The sequence below is a fragment of the Mucilaginibacter sp. P4_C11 genome (genome assembly GCF_056402115.1).
Window position 1 is genome coordinate 1 of record NZ_JBFUIA010000010.1, and the last position, 19,476, is coordinate 19,476.

Consider the following 19,476-nt stretch of genomic DNA (forward strand, 5'->3'; position numbering starts at 1 on the left):
CACACACATAACACTGCCAAGACCGATAAAATGATTACTTCCAGTAAATTATGCTTCTTATTATTGCCCGTGCGTGGATCGGGTATCCATCTGAAATGATCGTGAAGGGATGTGGGCATATTCTTTTTTACAAAGAAAAAAACTTGAAAGCCTTTTTGACAACCGCAACCCTTAAACTTATCACCTCTTTATCAACATTTTGTTGGCAACACCTCCCGTTTTTAACGTTTCTTATGCGTCAGCCCTGTTTCAAATGGCAGATGTGCAGATGATTTTTGAATTTCAGGATTGAAACTTGAAATTTTAATCAGCCCCGGTTGCCTTGATGGGATAGCGGTTATATGATAAAAATGCCCGGTTGGCGCCGGGCATTTTTCTGAAAGTTTGACGTTATAATAGGTGGCTATTCAAATGCAATTTTGCGGATTTGCTGATTACCGCTATCTGCTACAAATATATTTCCGAGCTTATCTATCGCAATACCTGCAATATTATTAAAGAACGCCTTGGTTGCTGGGCCGTTAGCGAAGCCTCCAACTTCAAAGCCTGCAAATGTTGTTACCTGACCAGCTGGAGTAATCTTCCTTATCCTATGAAAATCGGCTACATAAATATTACCGTCTTTATCAACTGCCAAGCCATAGGGCCTTGCAAATCGGGCACTACTTCCCTGTCCGTCGGTTGTGCCAAATAGGCCATTACCAGCTAAAGTAGAAATTACGCCAGTAGCGCTGATTTTTTGTATGTTGTAACCCAGCTCAAGCGATACATACAAATTATAGTCTTTATCGAACGCGAGGCTTACCGGGCTATATCGGGTGCCTGACTTGGGATTTAACACTACTTTTGAAAATGTACCAACATTGGCATCAGGTGTTATCTTTCGGATAAGTTCATTATTTAAATCGGCTACAAAAAAATTACCCGAACCATCAATTTTAATATCGGCTGGGCCAAAAAAACTTGCAGCTGCTCCCTTGCCATCATCAGCCAGTCCGTTTCCTCCTCCCGCAAAAGTCGTGACATTATTTGATGGATCTATTTTCCGGATAAGGTCATTATAGTAATCAGCAACATAGATATTACCCGCCGGGTCAATAGCTAACCCCGTCGGACCATAAAAGCTCGCTTCGGTTCCTTTGCCATCATTCTTATCCGTTCTTCTGCTGCCTGCAACTGTACTTACAGTTCCGTCAGTGGCGATCTTCCTGATATCGTTATTGCCGTTCTCAGATACAATTAAATTTCCGGCTGCATCAAACGCCAATCCTGATGGCGTGAAGAATTTAGCATCCGCTGCTGCACCATCCGCGTAACCGTAAGTACTGCCACCTGCAAAAGTGCTCACCAGCCATGATTGCTGATAGGTAAAAGTTGGCCCTGTTATAGCTGTGCCGCCGCTAACCTTCACACTTACTGCCCCGCTGCCGGCCGCCAACGGAACTTTTACGGTAAGCTTTGTTGCGGTTGCTGCGCTTACTGTTGCAGCTTTGCCATTAAAAAACACTTGGTCGTCGGCCAATGTTGCGCTAAAATTGGTACCGGTGATAACCACTTCTGTATCATATACACCTGTATTTACACTTAATGATGTGATAGTAACTTTTGGAGTGTTATCAACAGGTGGCGCTGGGTCCGAGCCTTTTTTTGAACAGCTTACAATAACCATTGATAGAAAAAGCAAGAATAAATAAGCAGGTTTTAGTTTTACTAAAGAGAATGTCATGATAAGATTTAGTAATATTTTATCCTAAAATAACAAATTTCTGGTAATGGAGGATGATTAAATTTAAAAATCGCCAAAAACACTATTTTTTCAAAAACAACATCGGCAACGCGCTCGCAGCTCCTAATCCAGCACCCGTAGCCACATCTGTGGGGTAATGCACCCCCAGGTACATCCTTGAATACGCGGTTGAGCCTGCCCATAAATAGGCCGGGACTATCACATACCATTTGGGGTAAGCGGCCGATAAAGCAGTTGCTGTGGCAAACGATGATGAACTATGCCCCGATGGAAAAGAGTAATTCCCCGGGCGATAAACGGGTGTGATATTGATATTCTGGATGAATGGCCGCGGCCGCTTTACCAGCACTTTGATAAGTTGGGTTAACCCGGCAGAGATAGCTGTGCTACTGGCCACGTACAGCGCATTTTGCCGCATCTCCTTATTGTTGCCGACGATGCCACCAACCAGCAAGCCTGCCGGTATACCAATATTACCGTATTCCAGGTGATTGCTCATAAACAGGAAAAAGCCGGTTTGGGCCGGGGTACGGTGTTCCTGTAAATCTATCATGATGGCATCATCAAATCGTGGGGTACGTAACTGGGCGGTGGCGGTGTTAATATGCAGGCATAAAAGCAGTTGCCATGAAAGCGCAATGACCAAAAATCTGAAACATGAATACCTGCGCACTGCCATTTTTAGTTTTAAGGATTTGTATTGCCCCAATATAGGGCTATTTACAACGAATTATTTAGCTGGCTTATCTTTTCATCGACACAAAACTCTCGCTTACCGACACATGGTATGTCACTTTCCTGATACATTTTACTTTTGAGTCGTTAACCAGCATCACAAAATATAAACTAAAAAGATTAAAATCATGGAACGTAAAAATTTTTTAAAAAGCCTGATGATCGGCGCAGTGTCTACATCGGTATTGGTTGAAGCCTGCAAAAAAGACTCAACTGTTACCACCAGCAGTACATCAGGCACCACTTCGTCGTCGGGCAGTTCATCCGGGTCAAGTTCCAGCTCAGGCACCTGCAGTGTGATTGAAACTGAAACCGAGGGGCCTTATCCAACCCATTCACCGGCATCATATGTGCGGAGTGATATTACCAGCGACCGTACCGGTTATAAAATGACAGTTAATATTACTGTTAACAACAGCAATAACAGTTGCAATGCCTTATCGGGCGCGCTGGTTGATATCTGGCACTGCGATGCCGAAGGTAATTATTCGGAGTATGGCGGCAGCGGCTCACAATCTACCAATTACACTTCGGTGCATTTTTTACGTGGCAGGCAAACTACCGATGCTAATGGCCTGGTTTCTTTTACCTCTATCTTCCCGGGTTGGTATACCGGCCGTGCCACACATATTCACGTGCATATATACAATTCGGCAGGTACATCACTAAAGGTTACACAAATAGCTTTTCCTGAAGGAACAGGCACGGCTTTAGCTACTGTGGCAGGCTATAGTAAAGGAATGAGCGGTTATACCTATAACGCTACCGATGGCGTGTTCAGCGATGGCTATACCCTTGAACTGGCCACCATAACCGGCAGCAAAACTGCCGGCTTTGTATTATCAATCAGCATGAGCGTACCTGCTTAACCAGAAATAACATGGACACCCGCGTAATTACACTTTGCTATCGAAAAATTATCGATTTAAACTCAGCCAAACAATGGGATAAGGTAGTGTTTGAGGCATCGTACCTGGAGTTTAAAATGCAGGCCCAAAACTATAGCCACGATACCGCTTTTACCAGTTATGCCGACCTGCTAAAACACGTGCCAAAGGCCCAAAGGCTTGCCGGTATGGTTACCCCGGCTATAACCGGGTATTTGCAGCAGTTAGGTGGTATAGTGCCCGATGTGCTTAATAACGTGGGTAAGCGTTTTTTAAAGTTCAATAAATTTCAGTTCGAGGTCATCAACTCTGATATTAACGACAAAGCCCGGCACCAGGTGGCAGTTAATTTTTATACAGAGGCACTGGTTTGGCACGATACCGTTGCCGATTTTTTACTGGTAGCCGATTACCGGCCCGATGCAATGGGCGATGAAGAAGTGTTGAGCAACCTGTTCAAACTGCCGCCATACGTAAATATTCATTCACTCCAAAAGTTACAACAACATGGAAAAGACCTCACCCGGGCAGATTCACCTTGCTGATCAGCGGGTAATTACCCAAAATAATACCTTCAGGCGGTGCAGCACTTTTAATTACGATGGGCATTTTAATGAGCATCGTAAGGCTTTTGGCCCCCTGCGTGTATTTAACGATGAGATTTTGGCCGCCGCTAAATCAATTACCATACAGGTACAAAACGCCTGCTATTTTGTAACGGTGCCCGTAACCGGCGCCCTGCTTGTTGAGGATGCCGAAGGGAAAAGCACGGTAGTTGATGTAGGTGAGGTTTATATAAATTATGCAAACAGCGGCGATATTTTAACTTTAAATAACCCATACCCAAATGATTGGGTTAACTTTTTGCAGCTGCAGATAGGCGCTGATACAGAAGTGTTCCCGTTTTTTAAGCAAACTTTTAACTTTGATTTTGAGGGCAGGCAAAATGAATTGATAAGTATTATCCCTACTTTATTCAGGCTGCCTTTTAACCTGCACATCGGCCGGTTTAATGGCCGCGCTGATGCGTTTTATCGCCTGAAAACTCCTGGCTCATTGTTTTATGCGTTTGTAATTGCCGGCGCCTTTGAGCTACAAGGCCGCCTGATGCACGAACGCGACGGCCTTGCTCTGTGGGGCCTGCTAGAAGTGGATATGGAAGCTTTAAGCAATAGCGCAGTGATGCTGGTTTTGGAGATGGAGGGATAAAAAGGGCTGCCGGGTATTTGAATATCCGAAATCTTTCGCGCCACTTCAAGGTCTTACGATGTAACCGCGTCTTTTGAATCGCATCAATTAATAAAACCTGTTGTCGAACGAACCGGGGTGGGAATTGAGCGCCGGAGTGAGGAGTAATGTTCGACGATATGCTATACAACGGTGCCAAGTGCATGGAAATCCTCGAAGATTTCTCTTTCGCTCCCCTCTATTCCCCCGCAAGCTCTATCGAGATGACAATTTTTCTTTGTTAAAAAGATGTGTCCACACCTTGTTCATAGGGACTACATTTACTGATAATAATGCTGTGAAAGCTTGACCGTGTTTTGCAAGCAAAAAAGGCGCATCGAGATAACTCATGCGCCTTTTTGGATTTTCCTTTTTTTAGTTAAATTATTCTTTAATGGCTGCGTCTTTTTCGGTTTTACCGTCGTTAAATGCCTTTAACCCCTGGCCCATGCCGCGCATAAGCTCAGGGATTTTTTTGCCGCCAAATAATAACAATACTGCAATAATGATGAGTATTATTTCAGGTGCTCCTAATCCCATAATTAAGTTTTTTTGATGAATGTTTTAATTACTAATCCTTTATTAACCTAAAAGTACCAAAGCCACATATTATTGGAGACATTGTATCGGTGAGGTGCTGATTTGTGCCGATGAATCGGTTCTCCCCGGGACCCCCGATGTTTAATATTTATATGCAGATATAGTAACCAGCTATAAACTGTATTTATGAATAAAGACAACTTTTAACTTTACGTATTTGCTTTAAGCTTAAGCCGGTAGTTTTTTAACCCAAACAAAAGCCAGGCAACACTTAAGTTCCTGGCTTTTACTTGGGCTATGATGGTGTTTTTTGGGTGGAATTTTTATGGCTTGGCTATCTCCAACACAACGCGGCCGTCAATTTTACCGGCTTTCATATCATCAAATACTGTGTTGATATCCTCTAATTTAGCGGCATGCACGGTTGCCTTAACCTTGCCTTCAACTGCAAACGCAATAGCTTCTTCCATATCTTTACGGGTACCAACTATTGATCCTCTTACGGTATAGCGGTTAAGCACGGTTTCAAATATCGGCAAATCAAAGGCGCCTTTAGGCAAGCCGTTCAGCGCGATAGTACCCTTGCGGCGCAGCGCCGATATGCCCTGGCTGAAAGCTATTGGTGATACTGCAGTTACCAATACCCCATGCATTCCCCCGGTTTCTTTTTGCAGATACGCGCCGGGATCCTGCTCTTTGGAGTTAACAACCAGTTCGGCTCCCAGCTTTTTTGCAAGTTCCAGTTTATCATCGGCAACATCAATTGCAGCCACATGCATGCCCATAGCTTTGGCATATTGTACGGCAAGGTGCCCTAAGCCGCCAATGCCGGATATAGCAACCCATTCGCCTGGCTTAACTTCAGTTTCTTTTAGTCCTTTATACACAGTAACACCGGCACAAATAATTGGCGCCATCTTGGTAAAATTGATCCCCGCCGGAAAGTGAGCCACATAACGCGGATCGGCCAGAACATATTCGGCAAAGCCGCCATCTACACTGTAGCCGCCATTTTGCTGTGTTCCGCAAAGTGTTTCCCAGCCTGTAATACAAAACTCGCAGCAGCCGCAGGCACTGTAAAGCCATGGTACGCCTACAATATCGCCTTCTTTTACGTTTTTAACATCGGCGCCTATTGCTACCACATAGCCAATAGCCTCGTGGCCCGGTATAAGGGGCAGTTTTGGTTTTACCGRCCAGTCGCCATTGCAGGCGTGTAAATCGGTATGGCAAACACCACATGAAATTACTTTAACCAGTATCTGGTTGGCGTTCGGGGTTTTAACCTCCACATCTTCAATTTGTAATGGTGCGCCAAACTCACGTATCACGGCGGCTTTCATTTTTTGAGGAATCATAAATATAAATTATATGGTGAAGGCAATGAGCATTAACGCATGAAGCGCTATGCTTGCAGCAAACAGGGTAAGCAGGGTTTTAATGCCGGCGCCGCCCATGCCGGCTATAATATTGGCAAAAAATAAGGTTAAGGTCACAACCAAAACAAGTACTGGCGCATTAAAGTAATATATTAAAATGGCGGGTACCGGCAGAAAAAAAACGCCCTGAAAAACCAGTGATACCAAAAACCATAATGTTTTGTTGTCGGTTTGGCTGTTAACAAAAGTGTTCCATTTGTTAGCTAAGTCATTGGTGTTTTTTTCTGTAGTTGGTTGGGCGGTCCATTGGACACGGGTACTCATTGTAGTTTCCATGATTCAATTGATTTTTATACCGCAAATATCCCTGGAATTAACAGGGTGCACCATGACAACAGGCACCCCAAAAAGTGATGATCGTCACATCAAGGGTGTTTGGAGGAAATAAAAAGRAGGGGGGGGAATGTGCGATTCCTTGCCATCTGCACACATCCTTTAGATAAAAGAAATTGTCATTTCGATAGAGCGGGTCGGAAAGAGCAGGGCGCGAAAGAGAAACTACCTCTTGAGCGTAGCGAAAAATCCCAGACGCCCTGCAATTCGATAGGTTTTTGGGATTGCAGGGCGTCTAGGATTTCTCCTCACCCCACCGCTCTATTCCCCCTCTGGGCTCGTTCGAAATGACATTTTTGTTGAACTAAAAAGATGCGGGAACAAGTTAGCCGATGGGGAGGAAATTAAAAAAAATTCGATAGAATTACTTAAACTGATTTTTTCAGACGCCCCTGCAAGCTCCGGTAATATTGTTTAACAGCGATGCGAAAAATGTCATATAACAGGGTGTATATTAAGATGATAACAGGGATAAAAAAGCAATAAAAATGCAGCCAGCGAAAAATATAGGCACCAGCCAAAGCTCCGCACATAAAGAAAAAAATAATAGCCACCCGTAGTTTTATTTTAACTTTTAGGGCCGTCCTGTCTTCTGTTTTATGGCGTAAAAACTGGGCAAGTTCAATCCCCAGGTCGGTAAATGTACCAGTAAGGTGTGTGGTGCGTACAACCGAGCCAGAAACCATTGATACCAGCGCGTTTTGCAGGCCCATGGCAAACAGCAGGCTACCGGCAAATATCTCTTTGCCTACTAAGCTATGATCGTACCGGTAGCCAAACACGGCTACACTGAGCAGTATGGTTGTTTCAATTAAAATAGGGATTACATAAGAGTACTGTTGGTTTTTGCCGATGCGGGAAACAATAAAGCTTGATACAAAGGCCCCGGCTAAAAAAAGGAACATCCATAGGGCAATTACTCTGGCTGTTTGCCAATTTTGCAGGGCAATTTGCTCTGCAAACAATGCCGCGTGGCCGGTTACATTGGTGGTAAGTACGCTAAACCCAAGAAACCCGGCCGCATTTACAAAACCCGCCGTAAGCCCGAGCAGCGAAGCCAGCTTTACGTTGTGATTATACGTTCTTTTGGTACCCAGGTGTCTCAGCATTCGTTATAGATAAGTCGTAAGTAATTAGTTTTAAGTCATAAGCCTAAATTGCCATTTTTGATTTAGAACCTGAGCCTTTCGACAAATATTATTGTTAAGTCTAAAAGGATGTGGTCTTAAGCTTTGAGCCTGAATTGCCATGTTTGGCTTAGAACTTAAAACTTTCGACTAAGGACTATCCTAAGGGCAATTGGTTATTCCCTGCGATTGTTTGGCAGGGCTTAAGTAGGGGATATTTAAACCTAATCCGCGCAACACAAACCACAAACCTAAACAAACCATAAGGTAAGGCATGGCCATATTAATGCGGCGGCGTACCTGTGGGCCAATAAAACCCATGCTTACTGTAGCCAGCAGCATTAACGGGAAAGTGCCCACCCCGAACCAAAACATATATTGGGCAGATGAATAGGCAGAGTCGGTATTTACGGCGCTGATAAGTGCAAGATAAACAAAGCCGCAGGGCAGGAAACCGTTGAGTAAACCCACTGCGAAATGGCCTGCCTTATGTTTCAGCGCGAAACCGATAAGCTTATTGATTGGCGTCAACATTTTGGGCATCAGCTTACTTTGACTGAACCTGACTTTAAACATACGCGAAAAACCCGCCATGATAATTAATATGCCGCTAATTACAGCCACACTTTGCTGTAAGCCGGCCAGCCAAAGCTGTCTGCCCAATAAGCCAATCAGAAAGCCCAGCAGGGTATAGGTTATAACGCGCCCGGCATTGTAAACAAATTTATCAACTACCACCATCCACCATCGCGAATGAAAGGATGGTACCGCAAAAGCAAGCGGTCCGCACATACCAATGCAGTGTACACTGCCAAACAGGCCAATAAAAAGGGCTACCTGGTTACTACTCATTCTATATCCACCTCCTTTTCGTACAGGTACGCTTTGCGGTTGCTTTGCCACTCCAGTACAATATGCCAGCGGCCTTTAACAAGGGACGTAGCAGATACGTTGGCAACCCTGTCAAGTTCGGTGTTTATGGGGAAGGTTTTATCAAGCGCCTGGCTGGAGGGGCGTATAAATTTAACGCTACCTGTTGCAGGTGCTGTAAATGCAATACTGACCTGTTTGCCGTTTACCCGGATTGCAGGCTGGGCATGGTCGGTAACAACCTGCTTTTCTTTTGCATAATCTTTATCAAAGTTTAGCCCTTTTTCATAATAATGGTGGTCATATTCATCGGCCGGTAAAGCAAACATCCGTACACACATAAATATGATAAACAGCATGAACATGGCCATGCCTGCAACTATTCCTTTTCCCCAATTCATATTCTTAGTCATTTGATGGCCCTACAAATGCTGTACTGACCGTTTGGATTACTTTGTTATTTAATAACAGGTTGATTTTAACATCCGTTTTTGCCGACTTGATATGCGAAGCCGGAATCATCAGGAAGAATACGGTTTTAACAGATGCGCCCGCCGCAATTTTGCCCGGTGCCTGGATATATTTAATTTTTATAGCCGGATCATTGGGCTGTATCACGATATCGCGGCTTTGGTTTGATTTATTGATTACCTCGGCATTATAAATATTACTTATCAAGCCGCCCTTTTGTTCCTGGTACAGCATGCCTGCACTGCGCATAACCGCCAGGTCCATATCGCCCCTGCTAAAAATGAAATAACAAAGCACCGTCATCATCACCACAATAATCCCGCTATAGCCCATCATCCTGCCGGTAAATGCCGGCTTTTGCTGTTTGTGGATCATATTTTCCGAGTAAAACCCTACCAGGTTCAATGGCTTATGAATCTTTTCCATTACCTCGTTGCATACATCAATACAGGCGGTACAATTAATGCACTCCATTTGTGTGCCCTGCCTGATATCGATACCCGTAGGGCAAACCGCTACGCATAGGCCACAATCTACACAATCGCCTTTTGCGCTGTTATCGCTTGTTTTTGAAAGCTTTCCTCTTGGCTCTCCGCGAACCTCATCATAAGCTACTACCAGGGTGTCCCTATCTAACAGCACACCTTGCAGGCGTCCGTATGGGCATACCACCGTGCAAACCAGCTCCCTTACCTGGCTGTAAACCAGGTAAAAAATAATTGTAAAAACCCAGATGCTTAAAAAGCCAACCAGGTGCAATTGCACCGGCTCGGTTATTATTTTAAACAGCACATCACTGCCTACAAGGTAAGCTAAAAAGGTGTTGGCTATCAGGAACGAGAATATAATGAACAGCAAATGCTTGCCGCTTTTTTTGAGTATTTTCTCCCTGGTCCAGGGGCCTGCATCTAATTTTTTTTGTTTGCTGCCATCACCCTCAATCCAGTTTTCAATCTTTCTGAAAAACATTTCCATAAAGATGGTTTGCGGGCAAATCCAGCCGCAAAAAACACGGCCGAAAGCGATGGTAAACAACACTACGCAAACCACAAATACAAGTGATGCCAAAACAAACAAGAAGATATCCTGGGGCCAGAAAACCTGCCCCAGGATAACAAAATGCCTTTCCACAAAATTCAGCAGCAACAATGGCTGCCCGTTGATCCTGATAAGCGGCCCTGCAAAAAATAGTAGCAGGTAGGCATAACTAATCCATGAACGCCATTTATATAATTTCCCTTTGCGGATTAGCGGGTATATCCATTTGCGCTTATTCGTCTCTTTCGCTACCAGTAATCCGTCCATGATTATTTATTTGCTGCAAGTTTATCGTCTGTATCGGCCTCTTTTGTGCCTTGCGGCTCTTTTGCGCCTGCGGGGTGAGTACCATGTAATGATTTAACGTAGTTGGCCACATCGGCAATTTGCTTTGGCGATAATTGTTTTTCCCAGGTAGGCATACCTTTGGCAAGTACACCGTATTTAATGGTTTTAAACAAATCGTTTATTTTGTTACCGTGAAGCCAAAAATCGTCTGTAAGGTTGGGGCCAACATTTCCCTGCGCATGATCGCCGTGGCAGGCAACGCAGTTGGTTTTAAATATACCCTCGCCAGATGCAATTACTGCCGGATCTTTCACCAGTTTTACAGTGTTTTCATCTACCCGGTTGGCAGCTTTGCTCAGGTATGCCTTTTTTTCGATGTCGGCCTGCGCCATTTCTGTTTTATACTCGGCATATTGCAACTGCCCGGTTTTAAATACATGGTAGTTAAGCAGGTAGCCTATCCCAAAAACAATAGAGCCATAAAACAAGTACATAAACCAGCCCGGTATTGGGTTGTCAAGTTCCTGTATGCCATCGTAATCATGCTGTATAAGGAGTTCGTGTTCTTCCTCCAGGGGCCTGAGTGAAAGAAGCTTTTGCCAAACTTCTGCTTTTGGTTTTTTGCTCTTCTTTTCCTTAACGGGGTTCATTTGCGCGGCTATCTCGGCATCTGATAATCCCTGCTGTTTAAGCATTACGCGTGCTAAAACATTAAATGTTTTCACCAGCACCATCATAGCTATTAAAAAAAGCAGCAGCATACCAACAATAACACCATAGGCAATATAATTCATTACATCACCCGGAATAAGGCCGTCGCTTGCCATGGCAGGCTGAATAACTAAAACAAATGCTGATATTAATATAATGCGGTGGTACTTCATGATTGAAAAGGTTGTTGATCTGTTAAACTATCTTTTAATGGCAAATCGCTCATATATTGAACATGTGGCTTCCGGATGCGAATGAGCATGATGGTTACTACAATAAAAAACACAAAGAATATCCCCAACGAGAAAAGCAGGTATGCCTGGTTTGCGTTGATGTTTTCTGTAAATTGCTTAAACATGGTGGTGATTATTTATTGGCGGTTTTGTTTGCTTTAATATCTGTTCCTAACCGTTGCAGGTATGCAATTACGGCGATGATTTCCTTGTTGCTTTTAACTTTGATATGGTCGGCATAAAGGTTGTCCCTGATATCTTTTTCCTGTTTTTCAAGGTCCTGGTTGGCTATGTTTTCATAACCTGCCGGATACGGTACACCCAGTATGCGCATAGCATGTATTTTTGCACGGGTTGATGTAGTATCCAGGTCTTGCGTTTTCAGCCAGTCATAATTAGGCATGATACTTTTATCTGACATCGTGCGCGGGTCCATCAGGTGTTTGTAATGCCAGGCATTACTGAACTTTTGACCCTCGCGGGCCAGGTCAGGTCCGGTACGTTTTGATCCCCATAAAAACGGGTGGTCGTACACAAATTCGCCGGCCTTACTGTATTCCCCATAACGTTCGGTTTCAGATCTGAACGGCCTGACAGTTTGAGAGTGACAGTTAGAACAACCCTCGCGGATATACAAATCGCGGCCCTGGAGCTCAAGTGGAGTATAAGGTTTTACAGAGGCAATGGTAGGTATATTGGAGGATATGGTTAAGGTAGGCATCAGTTCAATAAAGGTGCCTACAAGGATAACCAACAGGGCAGCAATAAGCATTTGAATGGGCTTACGCTCCAGCCGGCGGTGCCAGCTGGTTTCCAGGGCAATTGTATGAACAGGTTCAAGCGGCATGGCCTGCGCTGCTTCATTGGCTACCAGTTTGCCTTGTAACGCTGTACGGGTAAGGTTATAAGCCATAACTATTACGCCCAATAAGTACATAGCCCCGCCTGCAGAGCGCATCATGTGCATTGGTAAAATTTGCAGGGTAGTTTCCAAAAAGTTTGGATATTTCAGCATGCCTTCGGCGGTAAACTCTTTCAACATTAAGCTTTGTGTAAAACCGGCCCAGTACATTGGTATGGCGTAAAAAAGGATACCCAGTGTGCCTATCCAGAAGTGGAAGGAAGCCATTTTTTTAGAGAATAGCTCTGTTTTATAAATACGTGGGATTAACCAGTAAAGGATAGCAAAGGTTAAAAAACCATTCCAGCCTAATGCGCCAACGTGCACGTGCGCGATGATCCAATCGCTGAAGTGGGCAATGCCGTTTACCTGTTTAAGGGAAAGCATTGGGCCTTCAAATGTGGCCATACCGTAGGCGGTTAAGCCTACCACCATGAATTTCAGGATCACATCGTCCCTTACCTTATCCCATGAACCGCGCAGGGTTAACAAGCCATTGATCATACCGCCCCAGCTTGGTGCTATCAGCATAATAGAAAAAGCTACACCTAATGATTGTGCCCAGCCTGGTAAGGTGGTATATAAAAGGTGGTGAGGACCGGCCCAGATATATATAAATATAAGCGCCCAAAAGTGTAGGATACTTAGTTTATAGGAGTAAATGGGGCGGTTGGCCATTTTGGGTAAAAAGTAATACATCATACCCAGGTAAGGGGTGGTCAGGAAAAATGCAACAGCATTGTGGCCATACCACCATTGCACCAATGCATCCTGAACGCCGGCATAAACCATATAGCTTTTAAAGCCCGATACAGGTAACTCAAATGAGTTTACAATATGTAATACTGCTATGGTAACAAACGTGGCTATGTAAAACCAGATGGCTACGTATAAATGCCTTTCGCGGCGTTTAAATATAGTGCCAAACATGTTCCAGCCAAACACAACCCAAATTACGGTGATGGCAATATCTATAGGCCATTCCAGTTCGGCATATTCATGTGATGTGGTTAAACCTAAGGGAAGTGTAATTACTGCCGATAAAATAATCAGCTGCCAGCCCCAGAAATGGATTTGGCTAAGTACATCGCTAAACATCCTTGCTTTGAGCAGGCGTTGCAACGAGTAATAAACGCCCATAAAAATGGCATTGCCCACAAAGGCAAATATTACCGCGTTGGTGTGTAACGGGCGGATACGACCGTAGGTAGTGTACTGGTTACCCATGTTGGCGGCCGGATGATAAAGCTGAATGGCTACAATTAAGCCTACAGTCATGCCGATTATCCCCCAGATTACGGTAGCGATACCAAAATTCCGGACGATTTTGTTGTCATAGTAAAATTTTTCGGGCTGCATAAAATGTTGTCTTTTTATGGGTGTAAAACTATTGAAGTACGATGGGCGACAGAATGATGACAGTTGGCTTTAAATATGATTAGCATCACTTTTTGTCTGCTTCAGCATCGTCATCATCAAGCAGGATACGCATGGAGGGTGTGTACAGATCATCATTTTGACCGCTACGCTGCGCCCAAAAAAAGGCGGCTAAAAATATCAGCGCAAGCAAAACACTGCAGCCAATTAAAAAATAAATGATGTTCATATGAGTTTTCGTTTTTTGGCGGCAAAATGGGTTGCCAGCGTGGTAAATGAAATAATGGTAACCGTACTCAAAGGCATTAATATGGCAGCTATTAACGGCGATAGGTGGCCGGTAACTGCATAGCTAAGCCCGATGATATTGTATGTAAGAGAGATGAGGAACGACAGGCGGATAACGTTTACCGTATCCCTGGCAAAGCGAAGAAATGACGGCAGTTTGTTAAATGATTTTCCATCTAAAATGGCATCACAGCCCGGCGAAAAATTGTTTACATCGTCTGTAACTGCTATGCCAACATCACTTTGTTTTAATGCGCCTGAGTCATTTAACCCATCGCCCAGCATTAAAACCTGTTTCCCTTTTTGTTGAAGTGCTTGTATAAAATCCAGCTTGTCCTGGGGTGATTGGTTAAAATGCATGGCTTTATCAGCCTTAAAAAATTGCACAAGATCTGTACGTTCATGATCATGATCGCCTGACAGCAAAAACAGGCCATAAATTTTACTTAATAAGCTGATGTTTTCCATCCCCTTCCTGTATTCCTGGGCAAATTGAAAATACCCCAGGTAATGGTTGTTGACCATAATATGTACGCTGGTATTACGCACGCCCTCGGCAAAGCCAAATACGAAGGCGCCGCTACCCATGCGTAAAGTATTGCTTTCTACACTTGCCGTAATTCCCTTACCGGGAATCTCTTTATAATCTGTTACCGGAAGTTTTTTGTAGTTGCCTAAAAATTGACAGATCATCCGGCTTAGGGGATGTATCGAGTTGTGGCAGGCACTATATATCAGTTGCTTTTGTTTTTCGGTAAGCTGGCCTTGTATTACCACGCTTTTGCTGTTACCAGTTGATATAGTGCCGGTTTTATCCATTACAATGGTGTCAATGGCTGCCAGCTGTTCAACAATCCGGGTGTTTTTAAGGTAAAAAAGGTTTCTGTCAAATATACTTAGTGCCGCGGCCATGGTAAATGGTGTACTTAGCGCAAGGGCGCAGGGGCAGGCAATAATAAGTACTGCGGTAAAGGCATCAATGCCGCGGCGGTAATCGTTAAATAACCAGGCCAATAATGATCCAAATGCTATAACCAGGAGCACAACGGTAAAGTACTTACTTATGGTCTCGCTAAAAGTTTTTACCCGACTGTCCTGTTTCCGGGTAAAAGCCTCGTTATTCCAAAGTTGGGTAAGGTAACTTTGCGATACCGGCTTTACTACTTCAAGCTCAATAGCATCGCCCGTTTGCCTGCCGCCTGCGTAAATGATTTCGCCCCATGTTTTGTTTACGGGGATTGCCTCGCCGGTAACAAAGCTAAAATCAATGAGTGCATCCCCTTTTAGCAGGATGGCATCTGCCGGGATAATCTCATTATGCCGTATCAATATGCGTTGGCCGGTAACAATTTTTGAGAGAGGGATAGACTTTTCTGTATCGCCCGTTAATACCTGCACGGCAACCGGGAAAAATGAGCGGTAATCACGCTCGAACGAGATATGGTGATATGTTTTTTGCTGTACAAATTTACCCACCAGCAAAAAGAAAACCAGGCCGCAAAGCGTATCGGCATACCCGGCACCCGTGTGGGCCAATACTTCGGTTACTGTGCGAATAAAAAGAACGGCAATACCCAGCGCCAGCGGAAAATCGATATTAAGTATCCTGGCTTTTAAATTTTTAAATGCAGAAACAAAGTAATCCCTGCCGCAAAAAAACACCACGGGCAATGTGAAAACAATGTTTAGATAGCCAAAAAAGTGTTTAAAAGTTTGCTCAAAGGCCGATAGGCCAAAGTATTCAGGAAAGCTTAGCAACATAACATTGCCAAAGCAAAAACCGGCAACCGCGATTTTTTGAACCAGATTTCCTTTATTGGCCGAATTTTGCTTTTTAATAACATCCTGCAGGCTGATTAATGGTTCGTAACCGATATCATAAAGTAACTCTACCAATTGCTGCAGGCTGCAAATGCGATGATCAAAACGTACTATTAATTGCTTTTTTATAAAATCGACCCTGGAGTAATGGATGGCCGGGTTAAACCTGTTTAATTGTTCAAGCAGCCACAAACACGAACTGCAATGAATGTGGGGTATATACAAAGTGATGATAGTGATATGATCATCAGTATAATCCAACAAGTCGTTAACTATGGATGGTTCGCTTAAATAATCAAACCGTCTGGTTACCCGTGCGCGGGTTGCACCCGGATGGTCATTGTAATTGTAATAACTCCCAAGGCCATTACCCGCCAATATCTGGTAAACACTTTTACAGCCCTGGCAGCAAAACTGTTTTTCATCGGCTGTAAATGAGGTGGTTAAACACTCGTCTCCGCAATGGTAGCATGATGTTTTAACAAGAATTGTGTCGTTCGTCATCTTTTTATTCTGGTTTACCAAAAGTCCATTTAAAGGGTGGGAGTATTAATGATGGACGTTATAGGCTAATGTGACCCTCGTCATTTTTTGGAGGTATGAATGCCAATAGATTTGTAATTGATGAACAGGCCGGAAACTTTTGATGTCAGGATGATTGATCCTGGCACAATGCACATTGGTATTTTTGAAAAGCTAAGTGCGATGGAGATCGGTCAGTCGGTAGTGATCATTCACGATCAGAATCTGAGGCCACTTTATTTTCGTTTGCAGGCCGAATACAGGCATGCGCTCGGCTGGGAAACACTGGATGATGGTCCCGAAGCCTGGCGTGTTCAACTCACCAGGAAAGTAACCGGAGCAAATAGTGAAACCATTGGCGATATGGTGTCCCGCGATTACCGAAACGCCGCAGTATTTAAAAAATTGGATGTGGATTTCAGCTGCGACGGAAAAAGGACGTTGGAGCAGGCTTGCACAGGCAGTCATTTAAATATAGACGACCTGCGTATGCAGCTTGAGATGTGTTTAACCCAACCTGCAGTACAAACCATAAACTTATTAAGTTGGGCTCCGGCATTTTTATGCCGTTACCTGGTTAATCTTAATCATCAATACATCAAAATAAACACCCCTTTCATCGCCGAACTGGCCCAAAAAGTTGCTGTTGGTTATAAAGACAGCCATCCGCAGGTTGGCCGGGTTAGTACTCTTTTTTTTAATGCCGGCGAAATTATGATGCGCGATATCCTGACGGAAGAGGAGTCGCTGTTTCCCGACATTGTTAAGCTATCGGAGTGTTATAATAAAGGTTGCGTGCCTGCAAAGGATGCAACAGACGATATTTTAACCACCTTTTATAGTATGATGGCAACACATGAAAAAATAGCGGCTGATTTTCGCCTTATCAGGCAGTTAACCAATAATTACCAGGTGCCGCGTTACGTTTCTTCATCCTATAATATTTTGTATAAACTTCTGCAGGAATATGAAGATGACCTGCTATTCAATTTCCACCTTGAAAATAATTTACTTTTCCCTAAAGTTATAACCATTCGCGATAAAATGAGGGCAATGCAAATTTCTCACTGATAAGCTGTTGTAAGCTAATGTTAAATTAAGTTCTGTTTTTTAAATATAAAAAAATAATGATTCACACATTTCATATCCCGGTTTTGGGTCTTGGGTACTCCATTGATACCCCGTTAAAGGTTGCCCGTTATGGCATATCGTCTGTTATTTCTATCGTAGACGATGAATTGATTGAAAGAATGCGGGCTTACCACTGTCATCTAAATGATGAACCTTACATAGCTATAACAAAAAAAGAAGCCGATTACCGGGCAAAACGGATTACCGCCTACCTTGACCTGGTGAACTTGCTTGTTACCCGCCAGTTTGATCATTTGCGCAATATGGATTTTGATAAAGGAAATGACCTGTGCAGGTATTTTGAGTTGCTTCCCGAGCAATCGAGGCTGCGGCAGGGTTATGATCTGATGCTGGATTATCCGGAAGGCGCGCAAAAAAGAGTATTCCAGCGAAGGCTAGTTAAAGAGATGAAGCCCGGAAGCATTGATGTAAACATCATGTCGAAACTTGATAAAATGAACTATACTGCCAATGGCGATTATACAGGTGATACCTTTACAGATGCCTTGGCAGCGCTGCGCGGTTTCGCAGAAAGTAAGCTTCATTCGTCAATTATTTTATCAGCAGGTATGAACCCTCGCCTGTACAGCTACCTGGAGGCTTTTCCCGGTTTTTTCCCTGACAATGAAGGGCAGCTGTTGAAAAAGGTTGTTTTAAAGGTGAGCGATTTTCGGTCGGCGTTTATCCAGGCCAAGTTTTTGGTAAAAAAAGGACTATGGGTATCCGAGTTCAGGATAGAATCGGGCCTTAACTGTGGCGGTCACGCGTTTGCCACCGAAGGCTTTTTACTTGGCCCTATATTAGAAGAGTTTAAGCAAAAAAGGCAGGAGATGCTCGACGAGCTGTTTAGTACTTACCAGGCTGTATTATTACAAAGAGGAATAGTGATTGCACACGCCCCAAAGCAAAAGCTTACGGTACAGGGCGGCATTGGCACCGCAGATGAAAACCAGTTTTTGTTAAACCACTATGATATGGACGGCACAGGGTGGGGGAGTCCTTTTTTATTGGTACCGGAAGTAACCAATGTTGATGACAATACACTTGCCCAACTGGAAACCGCTACGGAAGAGGATTTCTATTTAAGCGGATCATCACCCCTGGGCATTCAATTCAACAATTTTAAAAAGAGCACTTCTGAAGAATTGCGGTTGAGCAGGCTTGAAAGAGGGCGCCCTGGAAGCCCCTGTACTAAAAAGTACCTGGTAAGCAATACCGAGTTTACCGAAACACCTATTTGTACCGCATCAAGAGAATACCAGCACCTGAAAATAGAACAATTGCAAACCCTGGGGCTTGCGGCAGATGAATACGAACAACAATACAAGGCAGTAACCGAAAAAATATGCCTTTGCGAGGGCTTGTGCGCATCTGCCTACATCAAATATAATTTATTAAAGCCACGGGAAAACAAGGCTGTTGCCATATGCCCTGGCCCTAACCTGGCTTATTTTTCAAGAACCTATTCGTTAGATGAGATGGTGCACMATATTTACGGCGCTACAGATTTGCTTGAAAAAATAAAACGGCCGCATATGTTTATAAAGKAATTGAACCTTTATATTGATTATCTTCAAAACGATTTACAATCGCAGTTGAAAGATATTACCGAAAAAAAGAAGAAACAATTGAGTAAGTTTAAATTGCAGCTGCAGGATGGTATAGCTTATTATAAAGAGTTGTTTGCCAGTTCGGCAAATCAAACATCTGGCTTAATACAGGATTGGATAGACGATTTGAGTACATCAGAAGAGCAGTTAAGCAATATAGCCATATAGGTATAGCTTAAA

At 43.7% G+C, this 19,476-nt stretch carries 19 protein-coding genes; 5 read left to right on the forward strand and 14 right to left on the reverse strand.

The window, feature by feature from the left end; all coding sequences use genetic code 11:
• Positions 1-403: 403 nt before the first annotated feature.
• Together AC1DU2_RS10900 and AC1DU2_RS10905 are read right to left on the reverse strand one after the other, a co-directional pair.
• Positions 404-1,726, reverse strand: a complete 1,323-nt coding sequence (locus AC1DU2_RS10900) for an NHL domain-containing protein (protein ID WP_477384313.1) — start codon at positions 1,724-1,726, stop codon at positions 404-406.
• A gap of 82 nt (positions 1,727-1,808) precedes the next feature.
• Positions 1,809-2,426 carry a phosphatase PAP2 family protein gene (locus AC1DU2_RS10905; protein WP_477384315.1) on the reverse strand — a complete coding sequence of 206 codons (618 nt, stop codon included), beginning with the start codon at positions 2,424-2,426 and terminating at the stop codon, positions 1,809-1,811.
• Positions 2,427-2,610: 184 nt separating this feature from the next.
• Here AC1DU2_RS10905 and AC1DU2_RS10910 point away from each other — a divergent pair, with 184 nt between their 5' ends.
• From AC1DU2_RS10910 to AC1DU2_RS10920, 3 genes are read left to right on the forward strand one after another with little or no spacing between them, the layout of a single operon-like run.
• A complete protein-coding gene (locus tag AC1DU2_RS10910) occupies positions 2,611-3,351 on the forward strand; it encodes a dioxygenase family protein (protein WP_477384317.1) in 741 nt (246 codons plus the stop codon).
• Positions 3,352-3,362: 11 nt separating this feature from the next.
• A complete protein-coding gene (locus tag AC1DU2_RS10915; protein ID WP_477384319.1) occupies positions 3,363-3,914 on the forward strand; it encodes a hypothetical protein in 552 nt (183 codons plus the stop codon).
• Positions 3,877-4,578 carry a pirin family protein gene (locus AC1DU2_RS10920; RefSeq protein ID WP_477384321.1) on the forward strand — a complete coding sequence of 234 codons (702 nt, stop codon included), beginning with the start codon at positions 3,877-3,879 and terminating at the stop codon, positions 4,576-4,578. The genes AC1DU2_RS10915 and AC1DU2_RS10920 overlap by 38 nt, the downstream gene beginning before the upstream one ends.
• Positions 4,579-4,980: 402 nt before the next feature.
• Here the strand turns inward: AC1DU2_RS10920 and AC1DU2_RS10925 are convergent, their stop codons facing one another.
• From AC1DU2_RS10925 to AC1DU2_RS10980, 12 genes are all read right to left on the reverse strand, one after another.
• Entirely contained in the window at positions 4,981-5,136 is a 156-nt protein-coding gene (locus tag AC1DU2_RS10925; RefSeq protein WP_147052303.1) for a Sec-independent protein translocase subunit TatA/TatB, read from the reverse strand.
• A 323-nt stretch (positions 5,137-5,459) separates the two neighbouring features.
• Positions 5,460-6,494 carry an alcohol dehydrogenase AdhP gene (gene adhP / locus AC1DU2_RS10930; protein WP_477384324.1) on the reverse strand — a complete coding sequence of 345 codons (1,035 nt, stop codon included), beginning with the start codon at positions 6,492-6,494 and terminating at the stop codon, positions 5,460-5,462.
• A 9-nt stretch (positions 6,495-6,503) separates the two neighbouring features.
• The gene (locus AC1DU2_RS10935) at positions 6,504-6,851 is read right to left on the reverse strand and encodes a hypothetical protein (protein ID WP_477367191.1); all 348 of its coding nucleotides are present in this window, start codon (positions 6,849-6,851) and stop codon (positions 6,504-6,506) included.
• Between the two features lie 425 nt (positions 6,852-7,276).
• Positions 7,277-8,017 (reverse strand): YoaK family protein, encoded by a 741-nt coding sequence (locus AC1DU2_RS10940; protein ID WP_477367552.1) that lies wholly within the window; start codon positions 8,015-8,017, stop codon positions 7,277-7,279.
• Between the two features lie 180 nt (positions 8,018-8,197).
• Positions 8,198-8,887 (reverse strand): sulfite exporter TauE/SafE family protein, encoded by a 690-nt coding sequence (locus tag AC1DU2_RS10945; protein WP_477384326.1) that lies wholly within the window; start codon positions 8,885-8,887, stop codon positions 8,198-8,200.
• Positions 8,884-9,306: a FixH family protein gene (locus AC1DU2_RS10950; RefSeq protein ID WP_477384328.1), complete on the reverse strand. Its 423-nt coding sequence runs from the start codon at positions 9,304-9,306 to the stop codon at positions 8,884-8,886. Before AC1DU2_RS10950 ends, AC1DU2_RS10945 begins: the two co-directional genes overlap by 4 nt.
• Before the next feature lie 4 nt (positions 9,307-9,310).
• Positions 9,311-10,681, reverse strand: a complete 1,371-nt coding sequence (gene ccoG, locus AC1DU2_RS10955; RefSeq protein ID WP_477384330.1) for a cytochrome c oxidase accessory protein CcoG — start codon at positions 10,679-10,681, stop codon at positions 9,311-9,313.
• A 2-nt stretch (positions 10,682-10,683) separates the two neighbouring features.
• Positions 10,684-11,586 (reverse strand): cbb3-type cytochrome c oxidase N-terminal domain-containing protein, encoded by a 903-nt coding sequence (locus tag AC1DU2_RS10960; RefSeq protein ID WP_477367540.1) that lies wholly within the window; start codon positions 11,584-11,586, stop codon positions 10,684-10,686.
• On the reverse strand, positions 11,583-11,771 hold the full coding sequence (locus tag AC1DU2_RS10965; RefSeq protein WP_439696945.1) for a hypothetical protein: 189 nt from the start codon (positions 11,769-11,771) through the stop codon (positions 11,583-11,585). Before AC1DU2_RS10965 ends, AC1DU2_RS10960 begins: the two co-directional genes overlap by 4 nt.
• 8 nt (positions 11,772-11,779) lie before the next feature.
• Positions 11,780-13,906: a cytochrome-c oxidase, cbb3-type subunit I gene (gene ccoN / locus AC1DU2_RS10970; protein ID WP_477384332.1), complete on the reverse strand. Its 2,127-nt coding sequence runs from the start codon at positions 13,904-13,906 to the stop codon at positions 11,780-11,782.
• A gap of 85 nt (positions 13,907-13,991) precedes the next feature.
• The gene (gene ccoS / locus AC1DU2_RS10975; RefSeq protein ID WP_090653105.1) at positions 13,992-14,153 is read right to left on the reverse strand and encodes a cbb3-type cytochrome oxidase assembly protein CcoS; all 162 of its coding nucleotides are present in this window, start codon (positions 14,151-14,153) and stop codon (positions 13,992-13,994) included.
• A complete protein-coding gene (locus AC1DU2_RS10980; RefSeq protein WP_477384334.1) occupies positions 14,150-16,537 on the reverse strand; it encodes a heavy metal translocating P-type ATPase in 2,388 nt (795 codons plus the stop codon). The genes ccoS and AC1DU2_RS10980 overlap by 4 nt, the downstream gene beginning before the upstream one ends.
• A 120-nt stretch (positions 16,538-16,657) precedes the next feature.
• Here AC1DU2_RS10980 and AC1DU2_RS10985 point away from each other — a divergent pair, with 120 nt between their 5' ends.
• Positions 16,658-17,626: a DUF542 domain-containing protein gene (locus AC1DU2_RS10985; RefSeq protein ID WP_477384336.1), complete on the forward strand. Its 969-nt coding sequence runs from the start codon at positions 16,658-16,660 to the stop codon at positions 17,624-17,626.
• A gap of 56 nt (positions 17,627-17,682) precedes the next feature.
• The gene (locus AC1DU2_RS10990) at positions 17,683-19,464 is read left to right on the forward strand and encodes a hypothetical protein (protein ID WP_477384338.1); all 1,782 of its coding nucleotides are present in this window, start codon (positions 17,683-17,685) and stop codon (positions 19,462-19,464) included.
• The last annotated feature ends 12 nt before the right edge of the window (positions 19,465-19,476 follow it).